The organism is Serratia sp. MYb239 (genome assembly GCF_002966855.1).
GTDB lineage: Bacteria > Pseudomonadota > Gammaproteobacteria > Enterobacterales > Enterobacteriaceae > Serratia_B > Serratia_B rhizosphaerae.
The window spans coordinates 1,734,193-1,749,765 of record NZ_CP023268.1; the positions used below are offsets into that span (position 1 = coordinate 1,734,193).

General features: G+C 62.3%; 12 protein-coding genes and 2 pseudogenes. All 14 read left to right on the plus strand.

The window, feature by feature from the left end; translation table 11 throughout:
• The first annotated feature begins 225 nt into the window (after window positions 1-225).
• The 14 genes and pseudogenes from tssB to tssE all read left to right on the plus strand — a co-directional run bounded on the left by tssB (window position 226) and on the right by tssE (window position 15,557).
• Entirely contained in the window at window positions 226-723 is a 498-nt protein-coding gene (gene tssB, locus CLM71_RS08195) for a type VI secretion system contractile sheath small subunit (protein WP_105230566.1), read from the plus strand.
• A gap of 33 nt (window positions 724-756) precedes the next feature.
• Window positions 757-2,304, plus strand: coding sequence for a type VI secretion system contractile sheath large subunit (tssC, locus tag CLM71_RS08200; protein WP_105230567.1), 1,548 nt, complete (start codon window positions 757-759; stop codon window positions 2,302-2,304).
• 12 nt (window positions 2,305-2,316) lie between these two features.
• Window positions 2,317-3,657, plus strand: a complete 1,341-nt coding sequence (gene tssK / locus CLM71_RS08205; protein WP_105230568.1) for a type VI secretion system baseplate subunit TssK — start codon at window positions 2,317-2,319, stop codon at window positions 3,655-3,657.
• Window positions 3,654-4,328, plus strand: a complete 675-nt coding sequence (gene tssL / locus CLM71_RS08210; protein WP_105230569.1) for a type VI secretion system protein TssL, short form — start codon at window positions 3,654-3,656, stop codon at window positions 4,326-4,328. The genes tssK and tssL overlap by 4 nt, the downstream gene beginning before the upstream one ends.
• Window positions 4,325-6,043: an OmpA family protein gene (locus tag CLM71_RS08215; RefSeq protein WP_105230570.1), complete on the plus strand. Its 1,719-nt coding sequence runs from the start codon at window positions 4,325-4,327 to the stop codon at window positions 6,041-6,043. Before tssL ends, CLM71_RS08215 begins: the two co-directional genes overlap by 4 nt.
• Window position 6,044: 1 nt before the next feature.
• Window positions 6,045-6,536: a type VI secretion system effector Hcp gene (gene hcp, locus CLM71_RS08220; RefSeq protein WP_105230571.1), complete on the plus strand. Its 492-nt coding sequence runs from the start codon at window positions 6,045-6,047 to the stop codon at window positions 6,534-6,536.
• 275 nt (window positions 6,537-6,811) lie between these two features.
• Window positions 6,812-7,444, plus strand: a pseudogene (locus tag CLM71_RS08225) (Clp protease N-terminal domain-containing protein); the annotation flags it as partial.
• A 118-nt stretch (window positions 7,445-7,562) separates the two neighbouring features.
• Complete coding sequence (locus tag CLM71_RS08230; RefSeq protein ID WP_370447003.1) at window positions 7,563-9,857, plus strand: ImcF-related family protein; 2,295 nt, start codon at window positions 7,563-7,565, stop codon at window positions 9,855-9,857.
• On the plus strand, window positions 9,857-11,449 hold the full coding sequence (gene tssA, locus CLM71_RS08235; protein WP_105230572.1) for a type VI secretion system protein TssA: 1,593 nt from the start codon (window positions 9,857-9,859) through the stop codon (window positions 11,447-11,449). The genes CLM71_RS08230 and tssA overlap by 1 nt, the downstream gene beginning before the upstream one ends.
• 43 nt (window positions 11,450-11,492) lie before the next feature.
• Window positions 11,493-13,247: a type VI secretion system baseplate subunit TssF gene (gene tssF, locus CLM71_RS08240; RefSeq protein ID WP_105230573.1), complete on the plus strand. Its 1,755-nt coding sequence runs from the start codon at window positions 11,493-11,495 to the stop codon at window positions 13,245-13,247.
• Window positions 13,211-14,296, plus strand: a complete 1,086-nt coding sequence (gene tssG, locus CLM71_RS08245) for a type VI secretion system baseplate subunit TssG (protein ID WP_105230574.1) — start codon at window positions 13,211-13,213, stop codon at window positions 14,294-14,296. Before tssF ends, tssG begins: the two co-directional genes overlap by 37 nt.
• Window positions 14,274-14,819: a type VI secretion system lipoprotein TssJ gene (gene tssJ / locus CLM71_RS08250; RefSeq protein WP_105230575.1), complete on the plus strand. Its 546-nt coding sequence runs from the start codon at window positions 14,274-14,276 to the stop codon at window positions 14,817-14,819. The genes tssG and tssJ overlap by 23 nt, the downstream gene beginning before the upstream one ends.
• Window positions 14,820-14,891: 72 nt before the next feature.
• Window positions 14,892-15,077: pseudogene (locus CLM71_RS08255) on the plus strand (phosphatidate cytidylyltransferase); the annotation flags it as partial.
• A 24-nt stretch (window positions 15,078-15,101) separates the two neighbouring features.
• Window positions 15,102-15,557: a type VI secretion system baseplate subunit TssE gene (gene tssE / locus CLM71_RS08260; protein ID WP_105230576.1), complete on the plus strand. Its 456-nt coding sequence runs from the start codon at window positions 15,102-15,104 to the stop codon at window positions 15,555-15,557.
• Window positions 15,558-15,573: the final 16 nt, after the last annotated feature.

Below are 15,573 nucleotides of genomic sequence, written 5' to 3' on the forward strand. Positions count from 1 at the left end.
TTTTTAAACTCCGGCACATAGGTAATTATCTGATGTTCGGTTTTTCAGAAAAAAAACCTATAACCACGTGTCGTTCATGGATGGAATGCGCTTGCTGTGGCCCGGTTATTTATCTGCGCCGCAGGACCTCTACAGGGATGTGCCATATTGGCAACTCAGCCTTATTCTTTCTATTCATCAGCGGCATTGAGCGTTTCTATTTATTTTGTAGAACAGGGATAGCCAATGTCTAACTCATACCAGTCCGAGATCCCCAAGGCCCGCGTTAATATCAAGCTGGACCTGCATACCGGCGGCGTCCAGAAAAAAGTCGAACTACCCCTCAAGCTGATGGTGGTGGGGGATTACAGCAACGGGAGTGAACAACGCCCGCTGTCCGAGCGCGAAAAGATCAACGTCAATAAAAACAACTTCGACAGCGTGCTGGCCGAATTCTCCCCGTCGGTCAACCTGGCGGTGGAAAACACCCTGGCCGGCGACGGCAGCGAAGAAAACATCAGCCTGACGTTCCGCGAGATGAACGACTTTACCCCGGAGCAGGTCGCCCGCCAGATCCCTCAGCTGAAAGCCATGCTGGCCATGCGCAACCTGCTGCGCGACCTGAAAGCCAACCTGCTGGACAACCAGACGTTCCGTAAAGAGCTGGAAACCATTCTGCGGGATCCCGCCCTGAGCGCGGAACTGCGCGATGAACTGTCCGCCCTGGCGCCGGCGCAGCCGTAACGGCCGCGATATTTAACGGATTAACGAGAGAAAATGCTGATGTCTGTAAAAAATGAAAATGCTGCCGGCGGCGAAAACGTGGTGTTGGAACGTCCGCAGGCGGGCGGTGTGTATGCGTCCCTGTTTGAAAAAATCAACCTGAACCCGGTGGCGTCGCTGAGCGCGCTGGACAGCTGGCAGGATAACCAGATTATGTCCGACGCCACGGCGGACGAACGCGTCACCGCCGCGATGCAGATCTTTCTGGAGCGTCTGAAGCAGTCCGGCACCAGGGTGGAAAAGCTGGACAAAACCCTGCTGGATCACCACATTGCCGAACTGGATCAGCAAATCAGCCGCCAGCTGGACGCGGTGATGCACCACGAAGACTTCCAGCGGGTGGAATCCCTGTGGCGCGGCATGAAGTCGCTGGTGGACAAAACCGATTTCCGTCAGAACGTCAAAATCGAACTGCTGGATCTGTCGAAAGACGATCTGCGCCAGGACTTTGAAGACGCGCCGGAAATTGTACAAAGCGGGCTTTACCTGCAGACCTACGTCGCCGAATACGACACGCCGGGAGGCGAGCCGATCGGCGCGCTGATCTCCGCCTATGAGTTCGACGCCTCCGCCCAGGATATCGCGCTGCTGCGCAATATCTCCAAGGTGTCCGCCGCGGCGCATATGCCGTTTATCGGTTCCGCCGGGCCGAAATTCTTCCTGAAAGACAAGATGGAAGACGTCGCCGCGATTAAGGATATCGGCAACTACTTTGACCGCGCCGAATACCTCAAGTGGAAAGCCTTCCGGGAAACCGATGACGCGCGTTATATCGGCCTGGTGATGCCGCGGGTGCTGGGCCGCCTGCCGTATGGCCCGGACACCGTGCCGGTGCGCAGCTTCAACTATGTGGAAGAGGTGAAAGGGCCGGACCACGATAAATACCTGTGGACCAACGCCTCCTTCGCGTTCGCCGCCAATATGGTGCGCAGCTTTATCAACAACGGCTGGTGCGTGCAGATCCGCGGCCCGCAGGCGGGCGGCGCGGTGCAGGAGCTGCCAATCCATCTCTACGATCTGGGCACCGGCAACCAGGTGAAAATCCCGTCGGAAGTGATGATCCCGGAAACCCGCGAATTTGAGTTCGCCAACCTGGGCTTTATCCCGCTGTCGTACTACAAAAACCGCGACTACGCGTGCTTCTTCTCCGCCAACTCCGCGCAGAAGCCGGCGCTGTACGACACCGCGGACGCCACCGCCAACAGCCGCATCAACGCGCGGCTGCCGTACATCTTCCTGCTGTCGCGCATTGCGCACTACCTGAAGCTGATCCAGCGCGAAAACATCGGCACCACCAAGGATCGCCGTCTGCTGGAGCTGGAGCTGAACACCTGGGTGCGCAGCCTGGTGACCGAAATGACTGACCCGGGCGATGAGCTGCAGGCTTCGCACCCGCTGCGCGACGCCAGGGTGGCGGTGGAAGATATCGAAGACAACCCGGGCTTCTTCCGCGTGAAGCTGTATGCGGTGCCGCACTTCCAGGTGGAAGGGATGGACGTCAACCTGTCGCTGGTATCCCAGATGCCGAAGGCGAAAGCATAAGGCGGGCAACCGGTGAAGATTGAACAGCCACTATGGGGGCGGGGGATCATGATCTCGCCCCAGCATTTTCAACAGCAGGCGGCGCATGCGGCCTGGAGCGCTGAAAGTATCGCTCAGATGGGGCTGAATCACCCATGGGGGGTGTTCGAGGCCGTATTCGACGCGGATATGCTGAAACTGGGCCGCCTGCAGGCCCAGCATTTACACCTGCGCTTTCAGGACGGCACGCTGGTTGACACGGCACAGGCCGATCCGCTGCCGCCGGCGCTTGCGCTTGACGGCGAACGTCAGGACGCCGTGGTAGTGCTGGCCCTGCCGTTGCTGCGCGCTAATGGCGGCAACTGCCTGAAGCCGGATGAGACGGCGGAGCGTCCGGTGCGCTACCGCCAGCGCTGGCGTGACGTGCGTAACCAATACGGCGACGACGATCGCCAGATCGCCGTGATGCAGGCAGAGCTTACCCTGCGCTTTGCCCATCAGAATAACGGCGATTACCTGACCTGCCCGGTGGCGCGCCTGTTGCAGGATTCGCAGGGAAACTGGGTAATTGACGAAGCGTATCTGCCGCCGCTGTTAGCGATGCGGGGCAGCCGCTGGTTGATGACCCAACTGGAACTGCTGATGACGCAGTTACGCGCCCGTCTGATCCGCCTGATGGCCATGCGTCGGGAGAGTAACGAGCGCATGGCGGACTTTGCCGTGGCGGACGTCTCGCTGTTCTGGCTGCTCAATGCCCTGAACAGCGCGGAACCGGTGCTGGGGCAGTTTCAGCATTTTCCGCAAAGCGCGCCGGAGCGGCTTTATCCGGAGCTGGCGCGTCTGGCCGGCAGCCTGCTGACTTTTTCTCTGGATCATCAGCTCAGCGCCATTCCTGCCTGGCGGCATGAGCAGTTGAATGCGGTGTTCCCGCCGCTGTTCGCGCTGCTCGGCGAGCTGCTGGAAGCCAGCCTGCCGTCACGGGTGATGGCGATTGCGCTGACGCACGACAAACGGCTGCGCCAGTGGCAGGCGCGCTTGCAGGAGCCGCGTCTGCATGAAGGGGCGGATTACTACCTTTCCGTGCGTTCGCCACTGCCGGCGGCGCAGCTGCAGGAGCAGTTTCCGCGTCAGTGCAAAGTGGGCAGCCCCGATTATGTGACCAGCCTGGTGAATACCTCCCGTCAGGGGATCCCGCTGAAACCGCTGAGCCATGTTCCGGCGGCCATCCCGCTGCGGCTGGAGAACCAGTACTTCTCGCTCGATCTGGCACACCCCGCAGCGCAGGAGATGCTGACCAGCGGCAGCTGTATGTTTTACGTCCCGGGCACGCTGGGCGAGCCTGAGCTTGAACTGTTTGCGGTGCTGAGAACATGAGTGAAAAACAAGAGTGCGACATCGATGCGCTGTTGCAGAACACCTGGCTGCAGGTCATCAGCCTGCGCCATGGTCCGTCGTTTAATGATGGGGACGGCCGCGTGCTGTGGGAGCGCTGCGTGGCGGACGTTGAGCAGGTCCAGCAGGCGCTGCGGGAGGGCGGCTGCGACGAGGCAAGCCGCCGGCATATTCTCTATGCCCAGTGCGCATTGATTTATGAGGCGGTCAAAGGGCGCGGCGTACAGGATGATGCGTGCGTGCAGTGGTATGACATGCCGCTGCAGGGGCATTTTCTCGGCACCATCGATGCCGGCGACACGCTGTGTGACCGGATGCGCGATGTGCTGCGTGAGCCGGCGCCTGACAGCGCGGTGCTGACCTGTTTCCACCGGGTGATGCTGCTGGGGTTCCTGGGCGGATACCGTTCATTGAACGATCCCGAGCGGGAGAAGCTGCTGCAGGCATTGCACGACCGTGTTCCGCCGTTTGGCTATCCGCAGACGACGCCGGTGTTGGCCGGGGTTAAAGGCGGTCGCGGGATGAGCGGCTGGTTTGCCGCCTGGCCGGTGCGCATCGGCTGCGCGCTGCTGGCGCTGGCCGCGCTGTGGTGGGGGCTTGATCGCTGGCTGGATACGCTGTTGGTCACGCTGCTGCCGGGAGCGGTGCAATGAGTTCCGCGCTACGGCGGGGGCTGGCGCTGTGGTGCGTACTGCTGACCGCGAGCGTGAGCCTGGTTTTTTTACCCGTCTCCTGGCCGGTCGCGCTCCTGCTGACGCTGCTGGTCGGGGGCGCGCTGATGGCGACGCTCTGGCTGACGCGTCGCCATCCGGAGCCGGAGATCGCCGCCTCGCTGGAAAATTTGCCTGAGGCGAGCTGGAAACGGCCGGTGGTGCTGGTGTGCGGCGATTTGCCCCGGCAATGGCCGGCAGCATCAGCGGTGCTGACGATGGCGGAAGGCTGCTGGATCCGGATTGAGTCGCATCAGGAGCTGCTGCGGACCGCCCGCCAGCTGCTGCAGATGCGGCCGGCCTGGGGGCGTCAGCTTGCGGTGATGGTCACCCTGTGTCCGCAGAGACATAACGATACGGAACGCTTGACCAGCCATTTGCTGGCGCTGCGCTGGCAGATAAGCCAGCTGCGCAGAAAGAGCCGCCATGCCATACCGCTGGTGCTGCATGCTCAGGCTGGCTGCGCCATGTTGCCCGAGCCGCTCTGGCAGGCGGCCATGGCGGGTGAACCCGTTTGCGTATGGCGGGAATCGGCGGCGCCCGTTTCGGTCGCCGCCTGGATGAACAGCGGCGGTGAGAGGGCGGCGCGGCAGCAGATTGTACTCAACGGACTGATGGCATGGTTTGAACAGTCTGTGACGGCGCTGTTTACCCATGAAAACCCGGACGCGCCCGCCGTTGCGCCGACGGCTGTCTTATGGGGGCTGGGGCCGTCAGTTGACGGTGCGCTGCCGGCATCGCTGTGGCGCGAGTGGTTACGCCGCCATACCGCGCTGAGTCAGGTTGACGGCTGGCAGCCAGCGGCAGCCACAGATCCGGCGCGAATGCCGCTGCCCGATTTTATTTTGCCTTTACTGCCTGCAGGAGACGGATTAACGCCGCGCCAGCGGGCAGGGCGCAGCGGACTGGCGATGTTTACCCTGGCGGTGGCCGTCGCGCTGTGCGGCAGCGCCTGGAATAACGCGCAGCTGCTAAAGCGCCTGGCTTTTGATATCCGCCACTATCACCGCATCGCCATGGAGGATTACGGGCCGAAGGCGGAGGCGGTAACCAGGCTGCGTCTGAACGCCTCACTGCTGGACGACTATGCGCGCAACGGCGAACCGCAGCGTTTGGGGCTGGGGTTGTATCGCGGCGAACGCCTGCGAACGCCGCTGCTGGACGCGATTCGGTCGTATGTTCCGCCACCGGCGCCGCCGCCAGACGTTAAGCCCGAGGCGCCGGCGCCGAAAATTGTCCGCCTCGACAGCATGTCGCTGTTTGACTCCGGCAAGGCGGAGCTGAAAGCCGGCTCGACCAAAATGCTGGTCAACTCGCTGGTGGACATCAAGGCCAAACCGGGCTGGCTGATTGTGGTCAGCGGCCATACCGACAACACCGGCAAGGCAACGCTGAACCAGCGGCTGTCGTTGCAGCGCGCCGAGGCGGTGCGCAACTGGATGCGTGATACCGGCGACGTGCCGGAAAGCTGTTTTGCGGTGCAGGGCTATGGCGCAAGCCGTCCTGTCGCCGACAACGATACGTCGCAAGGCCGTGCGCTTAACCGACGTGTCGAAATCAGTCTGGTGCCGCAGGCGGATGCCTGCCGGCTGCCGGACGCAACCCCGCCGTCATCATTGGAAGGTGACGGCGTTGATAACAACGAGTGGAGAAAATGAAATGGCAATTCCTGTTTATCTTTGGCTGAAAGACGACGGCGGCGCGGACATTAAAGGGTCGGTGGACGTTCAGGATCGCGAAGGCAGCATCGAGGTGGTGGCGCAGGAACACAACCTGTACATCCCGACCGATAACAACACCGGCAAGCTGACCGGCACCCGCATCCATACGCCGTTCCTGTTTACCAAGGAAATCGATGCCTCCAGCCCGTACCTGTACAAGGCGGTCACCACCGGCCAGACCCTGAAGTCGGCGGAGTTCAAATGGTACCGCATTAACGATGCCGGCCAGGAAGTGGAGTACTTCAACACCAAACTGGAGAACGTGAAGGTGGTGAAGGTGAATCCGCTGATGCACGACATCAAGGATCCGTCGTTTGAAAAGCATAACCACCTCGAGCGGATCGAGCTGCGTTACGAAAAAATCACCTGGACCTACAAAGACGGCAACATCATTCATTCCGACTCTTGGAACGAACGCGCTACCGCGTAATGCCCCGTCATACTTCGCGCCGCAGGAGTGCTGGCAGCGTTTGCTGACTCCGGTCACAGAATCCCTGGGATAGGCAAACCTGCCGTCTCCCTGCGACACGAATGATGAGGTTAACAGCCTGTGCGGACAGGTTTCCTGTCCGCTTTTTTTCCTGAGCATCCGGCATCCGGGCGTTCAGCAAAGAGATCACAATCCGGCAATCTGACCTGATGCGCTTTGGTACACAGCGATGGGCGGTAGCGTGCCCGGGAACCGATTAATCAAGAGAGAGAATTATGGAAAATTCAGCCGTCCTGTTACGTCGTCTTAACCCTTATTGCGCCCGCGCCCTGGAAGGGGCGGCGTCGCTGTGCCAGACCCGCGCGCATGCGCAGATCCAGCCGGAACACTGGCTGTTGAAGCTGCTGGAGCAGGGCGAGGGTGACCTGACGGTGCTGGCGCGGCGTTACGAATGGAATATGGATGAGATCTGGCAGGCGCTGCTGAACTGGCTCGATGGCCTGCCGCGCTCGGTACGTGGGCGGCCGGAACTGGCGGACAGCCTGCTGACGCTGATGCAGGAGGCCTGGTTGCTGGCCTCGCTGGCCGGCGAGACGCAGATCCGCAGCGTTCACCTGCTGACGGCGCTGGTAGGCAAGCCCGCGCTGGCGCGCTGCGACGGCCTGTGGCCGCTGCTGACGCTGGGGCAGAGCCAGCTGGAGCGCCTGCGCCCGCTGCTGGATGCGCAGTCGGAAGAGCGTCCGGAGGTGCAGCAGGCGGCGGAACTGACGCAGACCCGCGCCGAGGTAACGGAGCCTGCGGCGGACGCCGACCTAAAGGCGGGCGAACTCTCCCCGGCGCTACAGGGCGCGCTGGATAAATTCACCCTCGACGTGACCGCCAAAGCGCGGGCCGGCAGGCGCTCACCCTGGCGGCGCGCACCCGCATGCCGTTACCTTCTCGGACGCCTGGCAGGGCATCCTTGATGACCGCGTCCGCGGCCGCCGGGTCGGCATGGCCTGGGAACAGACGCTGGCGCTGGCGGTGATGGCCGGCATCGGGCTGTGGGCCGTGGGGATGACGATTTCCTTCGTTGCCAACCGCCAGCAAATCGTCACGGTGGCGGACAAGGCGCAGGCGCTGGTCGCCCGACCGGCGGTGACGGATGCGCAGCTCGGCGCTCTGCATGCGTTGCGTAACGACGCCGGCCGTCTGCAGCAGCATAGCCGCGCAGGCGCGCCCTGGTATCAGCGTTTCGGGCTGGATCACAATCCGCAGCTGCTGGCAGCGATGCTGCCCTGGTACGGCGTGGCGAATAACCGCCTGATCCGCGATCCGGCCGGCGACGCGCTGCGGCAAAAGCTGACCCAGCTGGTGAATTCGCCGCCCAACAGCCCGCAGCGCATCGCGCTGGCCAAACCCGGCTACGATCGGCTGAAGGCCTGGCTGATGATGGCGCGCCCGGATAAGGTTGACGCCGCTTTCTATGCGCAAACCCTGCAGGCGGTGCAGCCTGCGCCCCGCGGTATTTCCCCCGGGCTGTGGCAGAGCCTGGCGCCGGACCTGTGGGCCTTCTATATCGCCGAGCTGGCTCATCAGCCCGGCTGGAAAATTACCCCGGATGCGGCGCTGGTCAGCCAGAGCCGTCAGGTGTTGCTGCAGCAGATCGGGCGTCGCAACGCCGAAAGTACGCTGTATGAGAATATGCTCAAATCGGTGCGCCGTAACTTTGCCGATCTGCGGCTGGAAGATATGACCGGCGGCACCGATGCCCGGCGGCTGTTCGACAGCCGGGAGGTGGTGCCGGGGATGTTCACCCGTCAGGCCTGGGAAGGGGGCATTCAGCAGGCGATAGAGAAGGCGGCCAAAGCCCGGCGCGATGAAATCGACTGGGTGCTGAGCGACAGCAGCCAGGGCGTCGCGGCGGATATTTCGCCGGAAGCGTTGAAGGCCCGCCTGACGCAGCGTTACTTCACGGATTTTGCCGGCAGCTGGCTCGGTTTCCTCAACGGTCTGCACTGGCAGCCGGCCAGCACCATTGCCGATGTGACCGACCAACTGACGCTGATGAGCGACGTGCGGCAGTCGCCGCTGATTGCCCTGATGAATACGCTGGCCTGGCAGGGGCAAACCGGGCAGAAGGGCAAGGCGCTGTCCGATTCGCTGCTCAAGTCGGCGAAAGAGCTGATCCACAGCGACAGCCGGCCGGTCATCGATCAGAGCGCGGCCGGGCCGGTTGGTCCGCTGGATGAGGCCTTCGGCCCGCTGCTGACCCTGATGGGCAAAAATCCGACCGGTCAGGTGATGGCGGCCGATGGCACCCTTAGCCTGCAAATCTACCTGACCCGCATCACCCGCGTGCGGTTACGGCTGCAGCAGGTGGCCAGCGCCTCGGACCCGCAGGAAAAGATGCAGACGCTGGCGCAGACGGTATTTCAGGGCAAAAGCGTCGATCTGACCGACACCCAGCAGTACGGCAGCCTGATGGCCGCCAGCCTCGGCGAGGAGTGGAGCGGCTTCGGGCAGACGATGTTCGTCCAGCCGCTGACGCAGGCCTGGGAAACCGTGCTGCAACCGTCCGCCGCCAGCTTGAACGGCAAGTGGCGCAGGGCGGTGGTCAGCAACTGGCAGAGTGCCTTCGATGGCCGCTATCCGTTCGCCGCCAGTAAAAGCGAAGCCTCGCTGCCGATGCTGGCGGAGTTTATCCGCAAGGATACCGGCCGCATTGAACGTTTTCTGACGCAGGAACTGGGCGGCGTCCTGCATAAAGAGGGCAGCCGGTGGGTGGTGGATAAAACCAACAGTCAGGGGCTGAACGTGAACCCGGCGTTTCTGAAGGCCGTCAACCAGCTCAGCCAGCTGTCGGACATTCTGTTTACCGACGGCAGCCAGGGGATCGGCTTTGAGCTTCAGGCCCGTCCGACGCCTCAGGTGGTGGAAACCACGCTGACTATTGACGGCCAGAAACTGCGTTACTTCAACCAGATGGCGGAATGGCAGGCTTTCCGCTGGCCGGGAGATACCTATAAGCCGGGCACCATGCTGACCTGGAGCAGCACCAACGCCGGCGCCCGATTGTTTGGCGACTACGGCGGCACCTGGGGCTTTATCCGCTGGCTGGAGCAGGGCAAACGGGGCCAGCTGGATCGCAGCCGGTGGATGATGAGCTTCAGCGCGCCGGATGGCCGCACGCTGCAGTGGGTGCTGCGCTCACAGTTGGGCAGTGGCCCGCTGGCGCTGCTGCAACTGCGCAACTTTACCCTGCCGGGGCAGATCTTCCGCGTGGCTGAGCAGGCGCTGGCGGAATCTATGGATGATGTTGAGATGAACGGAGTGAAGTAATGAGCCAGCTGCAAAATTTAGTGGCCGCCTGCCAGGCGGATGACGGTGAGCTGATACAGCAGGCGCGTCGCTATGTGCAAGAGTGGCAAAACTGGCTGCAGCCGCTTTCTGCCGAAAATCCCACGGGGGAAGACCCTGGCTACGATGATGATTTCCAGCGTATCCGGGAGGAGGTCAATCAGCTGTCCGGCATTGATACCGACCTGATTTGCCAACTGGCGGAAAGGCTGTTGACGCAGCGCTGCAAGGATATTCGTGTCGTGACCTTCTACATCTGGGCGCGCCTGCACCAGGACGGCGAGGCGGGGCTGGCGCAGGGGCTGGAACTGCTGGCCGCGATGCTGCAGCAGTTTGACGGCGGGCTGCACCCGCAGCGCGAGCGCAGCCGTAAAAGCGCGCTGGAGTGGCTGGGCAGCGGCCGGGTGCTCGACAGTCTGTTCCTGTACCCGGAGGTTGATCCGGCCACGATGCGGCGCGTAACGGGCGCGCTGTTGCTGGTAGAGCAGGCCATGGAGCGTTGGGATGAGGCGAACCGCCCCCGGCTGTCGGCGCTGTATCAGGCGTTGGAAACGCGGCTGGCGCAAAATGGCGGCGCCGGCACGCTGGTGCCGCAGACCAGCCGTGAAGAAAACGCGGAGCCGGCGTCCGCCGGCACGGCGCTGCCGACGGCGCATGCCGTGAATTCAGGGCGCGATCTGCTCGACCAGGCAAAAATGCTGGCGAAGTATCTGCGCGATTGCGAAGGGGGCTGGCTGGCCGGTCATCACCTGATGAAAAGCGTCCGCTGGGATACCTTAACGGCGCTGCCACCGCTGGATGCCAGCGGTCGCACGCGCCTTGCTGCGCCCAAGCCGGATCACCGTGCGCATCTCAAGCGGCTGTACCTCCAGCAGAGCTGGGCGGAACTGCTGGAACTGGCGGACAACCTGTTTGCTCAGGGAGTTAACCATCTGTGGCTGGATGTGCAGTGGTACATCTGGCAGGCGCTGCAGAAAACCGATGCGGACGCGGTGCGGGCGGACATTATCAGCCGCGATTTGCGGGGCTTGCTTAGCCGTTTGCCGGGGCTGGAGTCGCTGGCGTTTAATGACGGCACGCCCTTTGCCGATGAAGTGACGCTGGGCTGGATTAACCAGCAGGTGCTGGACGATCCCACGGGCTGGCATGAGGGGCCGCTCAGCGTCGCGGTGGCGGATGGTGACCTGCTGACGCTGGAGCCGGAAGTGCTGGCCAGAGCCGACAGCGACGGCATTGAAGCCGCGCTGGGCTGGCTGCAGGCGCGGCCGGGCGTCACGTCGCCGCGCGATCGCTGGCTGCAGCGCCTGCTGATGGCCAGAGTCACGGAGCAGTACGGCAAAAACGAGATGGCGCTGCATCTGCTGGGCGAACTGGACAACAGCGCTCAGGCGCTGACGCTGAGCCAGTGGTCGCCGGACATGGTCTTTGAGGTTAAAGCCCGGCGCCTGAAGCTGCTGCGCCAGAAGGCCGCGCGTAGCGAGGCGGATAAAGCCCGCCAACAGCCGGTGATGGACGCGCTGCTGGCCGGCCTGATCGCCATCGACCCGGCGCGCGCCGCGGTACTGTGCGGCTGAACGCTTTTTTGCAATCACACTCACCTCAGATAATCAGGTTTTTATGGACGATCTAACCCTGCGTTATTACGACGCCGAAATGCGCTACCTGCTGGAAGCCGGCGAAGAGTTTGCCCAGGCTCACCCCGAACGCGCGGCGATGCTTGGCCTGGACCGGGCCGGCGCGCGCGACCCTTACGTCGAGCGTCTGTTTGAGGGCTTTGCCTTTCTGATGGGGCGGCTGCGCGAGAAACTGGATGATGACCTGCCGGAGCTGACCGAAGGGCTGGTCAGCCTGCTGTGGCCGCATTATCTGCGTACCATCCCGTCGATGTCGGTGGTGGAGTTCACCCCGGACTGGCGGGAAATGAAAGAGAAAATGGGCATTGCCAAAGGTTTTGAGGTGCTCTCCCGGCCGATTGGCGAAAAGGGCACGCGTTGTCGCTACACCACCACGCAGGAGCTGTGCCTGCAGCCGCTGTCGCTGGAAACGGCTACGCTGACCACGGACCCGGACGGCCGCTCGCTGGTGCGGCTGCGCTTTAACTGCAGCAGCCTGGCGGACTGGAGCCGTATCGACCTCCGCTGCATCCCGCTCTACCTGAACGCCGACGCGCCGCTGGCCTGCGCCATGCATCAAGCTTTCACCATGAATGTCGCCCGTATGCGGCTGCGGCTGCCGGGTGAGACCGACAGCCGGCCGCTGGAAGGCCATTTTACGGCGCTGGGCTTTGGTGATGATGACGCCCTGTGGCCAGCGGGCAACAGCAGTTTCAGCGGCTATCAGCTGTTGTTGGAGTATTTCACCTTCCGCGAGAAGTTCATGTTCACCGGTCTGAAGGGGATGGACGCCGTGGCGCTTCCGGCGCAGCTGGCGTGGTTCGAGATCGAGGTGGTGCTGGCCGAGCGCTGGCAACACGACTTTACCTTTACGGAACAGCACCTGCGGTTACATTGCGTGCCGGTGATCAACCTGTTTCCGCTGGAGTCCGATCCGCTGACGCTCGATTCGCTGCAGACCGAATACCTGCTGCGCCCGATGCGGGTACAGGACGGCCATACCGAGATTTACTCGGTGGATGCGGTGGTGTCGTCCGGCAACCATACCTATGTGCCGTTTGCCAGTTTTCGCCATAAGGGCGGCATGTTGCGCCATGAGGCGCCGGAATATTATTACCACACCCGCGTGCGCCGGGGGCCGTCCGGGCTGTATAACACCTGGCTGATCCTGGGCGGCGAGGCGTTCGATAACCATACGGTGCCGGCCAACGAAAGTCTGTCGCTGGCGCTTACCGGCACCAACGGCCAGCTGCCGCGGCGGGCGCTGCAGAGCACGGTGCTGGATACGGTGATGAAAACCACCGCGGCCAGCATTCGGGTGCGCAACCTCTGTGCGCCGACGCAGCCCTGCTATCCGCCGGACCGGGACCGTTTTCACTGGCGCGTACTGAGCCATCTGGGCAGCAATTTCCTGTCGATGATGGATAACGCCGAGGTGCTGCGCGGCACTCTGGCGCTGTATGAGTGGACCGATAGCGAGATGAATCGCCGCCGGCTGGAGGCGATTGTCGATGTCCGCCACGGCGAGACGGCGCGTTTTGAACAGGGGCACCTGCTGCGGGGCGTGCAGATTGAGGTAACGCTCGACAGCCAGGGCTTTGCCGGCCACGGGGATATTTGTCTGTTCGGTGAAATGCTGAGCCGTTTTTTTGCCCTCTATACCGATATCTATCTGTTTAACCGCCTGATCATCATTTTGCAACCGACCGGAGAACGTCTGGAATGGGAAGAGAAACACAATCGCCGCATTCCCGGCTAACTCCCCGCCTGGAAGCCGAACTGACGCGAATAAATTTTTATCGTTTCTGCCAGCTGCTGGAAAAGTGCCATCCGCAGCGTCCGCCGTTAGGGGCGACCAGTAAACCGGGTGACGATCCGCTGCGGCTGGTGCCCCATCCGGGCATGGGGTTTCCGGCCAGCGAACTGAAAGCCGTTGAATATCATGAAGAGGATGCGCATGCGCCGCCGAAGGTGCGCACCACCTTTATGGGGCTGTACGGCGTCGATTCACCGCTGCCGACCGCCTATCTGGACGATATTACGCAGCGCAGGGAAGGGCATGAGGCGCTGCAGGGGTTCCTCGATATTTTCAACCACCGCATCCTGACCCAGTTTTACCGCATCTGGCGCAAGTATTCCTACCCGGCCACCTTTGAGTCCGGCGGCGCCGACGCCATCTCTCAGTCGCTGCTGGGGCTGGTGGGGCTGGGGATCCCGGGCACGGCACATCATATCGCCACCCCGGTCTCGCGCTTTCTGGCGCTGTTGGGCGTACTGCGCCTGCCGGGGAAAACCCAGGAGGGTCTGCAGGCGCTGGTGCAGCTGCTGGCGCCGCACACCCGCGTGTGCGTCAGTCCTTATTGCCTGCGGGCGGTGGCGGTCGAGCGGCCGCTCGGCTTTGCGGATGATGACGATTTTTTGCTGGACGGCAACCAGGTGCTGGGTGAAGAAGCGATGGACACCAGCAGCCAGTTGTTGATTGAACTGGCTACCGACTGCGAGCGGGAGGTTTTGGGCTGGATGCCGGACGGACAGCTCTATCAGGATTTTCTGGTGATGCTGCGGGTTTATCTGGGCTGGCGCTTTAAGGCCCGCATCCGGCTTGCCGTCAGCACCGGCCTGCTGGCGGCGCCGGCGCTGGGCGAAGCGCCGCTCTGGCTGGGAATGAACGGCGTGCTCGGTGTGGCAGACGAGGCGCTTCCCGCAGATATTCCCCGGACTTTTACCACGGAACTCGGCTGTTACAGCGGCCTGCAGCCGGCAGTCACAATACAAGGAAACCGACGTGTTGCGTACCAATTTGACTAAAACCGCTTGTCTTCTGCTGCCCGTCATGGCGTTCGGCCTTGCAGGGTGCGGCCTGACCCAGAGCGTTACCGATGGCGCCAAATCGACCGTGACGTCCATTTTTTATAAAAAAATAAAGGTGTTGCATCTGGATTTTGTTGCCCGTGAGGCGCTGAATACCGATGCGCGCGAGAGCAATTCCGCGTCACAACCGCTGATGATTCGCGTTTATCAACTGCGGGATCGTAAAGCCTTCGACACGCTGGTCTACCGGCAACTGCTGAAGGAGGATGAAACGCTGCTGACCGGCGATCTGCTCGCCCGCCGCGATGTGGTGCTCAAACCGGGCAATGCCGCCATTCTTGATATGCCAATGGATGCCGCAGCGAAATTTGTGGCCGTCGTCGGGCTGTTCCGCCAGCCGGATATGGAGAAAAACAGCTGGCGGCTGGTGTTGCCACGCGAAGCGCTGGATCCGGATACGGCGCGCGTTTTAGCGGCGGATGGCAACAGCCTGACGCTGCTGTCGGAGCGGGAGACATAGCGGCAACGCGTCGTGCGGCTATCACCCGTGAGTAAACGAAAGGCCGTCGTTGGCACCGGCGGCCACCAGACATTGAGAATCCTGATCGCTCTGCTGGGCTTTGCCGGCGGGCTGTGTATGTCGGCGATTAAGCGCGATCGCGGCGTCAAGGATTTCGGCGCGATGATAGAAGGCCACGGTGGCATGATGGACCGCATCGACTCCCTGTGCTTTGCCGCGCCGGTATTTTTCCACCTCGTCAGATTTTACTTCACCTGATGCGCCCACCCTTAAGGAGAACCTATGACACAGGCCCACAACGCCCCCTCTTTATACGACATGCTCTACGGCAATTTTACCGGCGGCCTCGACCTGCCCCTGGTCAGCGAAGAAAACCAGGTGATTTTGTCGGTACTGGATAATCTGCAGCGCATCCTCAACGCCCGGGCCGGCACGCTGGCCCATCTGCCGGACTACGGCCTGCCGGATATGAGCAAAATCCTGCAGGGCATGCCCGGCACGGCGCATCAGCTGATGACCACGCTCTCTGAGGTGCTGCTGAAGTATGAGCCGCGCCTGAAGAGCATCAGCGTCGTCATGCTGGAACAGACGGCGCCCGGCGAACTGCGCTACGCCATCGACGCCGAGCTGAAAGGCCTCGGGCTGGTGCGCTACGGCACCGAATTTATGCCGGAGGGCAAAGTCTTGCTGCGGCATCTGAAGCAACAACAACGCATTAATACCACGCCCGCTTATTAATTTTCCTCTCTCTAAT

Excerpts from the sequence above, each read along its gene's own strand:
- tssA (WP_105230572.1), top strand. The coding sequence starts at position 9,857 with ATGAGCCAGCTGCAAAATTTAGTGGCCGCCTGCCAGGCGGATGACGGT.
- hcp (WP_105230571.1), top strand. The coding sequence starts at position 6,045 with ATGGCAATTCCTGTTTATCTTTGGCTGAAAGACGACGGCGGCGCGGAC.
- tssE (WP_105230576.1), top strand. The coding sequence starts at position 15,102 with ATGACACAGGCCCACAACGCCCCCTCTTTATACGACATGCTCTACGGC.
- tssL (WP_105230569.1), top strand. The coding sequence starts at position 3,654 with ATGAGTGAAAAACAAGAGTGCGACATCGATGCGCTGTTGCAGAACACC.
- CLM71_RS08230 (WP_370447003.1), top strand. The coding sequence starts at position 7,563 with ATGGCCGGCATCGGGCTGTGGGCCGTGGGGATGACGATTTCCTTCGTT.
- tssF (WP_105230573.1), top strand. The coding sequence starts at position 11,493 with ATGGACGATCTAACCCTGCGTTATTACGACGCCGAAATGCGCTACCTG.
- tssB (WP_105230566.1), top strand. The coding sequence starts at position 226 with ATGTCTAACTCATACCAGTCCGAGATCCCCAAGGCCCGCGTTAATATC.
- tssG (WP_105230574.1), top strand. The coding sequence starts at position 13,211 with ATGGGAAGAGAAACACAATCGCCGCATTCCCGGCTAACTCCCCGCCTG.
- tssC (WP_105230567.1), top strand. The coding sequence starts at position 757 with ATGCTGATGTCTGTAAAAAATGAAAATGCTGCCGGCGGCGAAAACGTG.
- CLM71_RS08215 (WP_105230570.1), top strand. The coding sequence starts at position 4,325 with ATGAGTTCCGCGCTACGGCGGGGGCTGGCGCTGTGGTGCGTACTGCTG.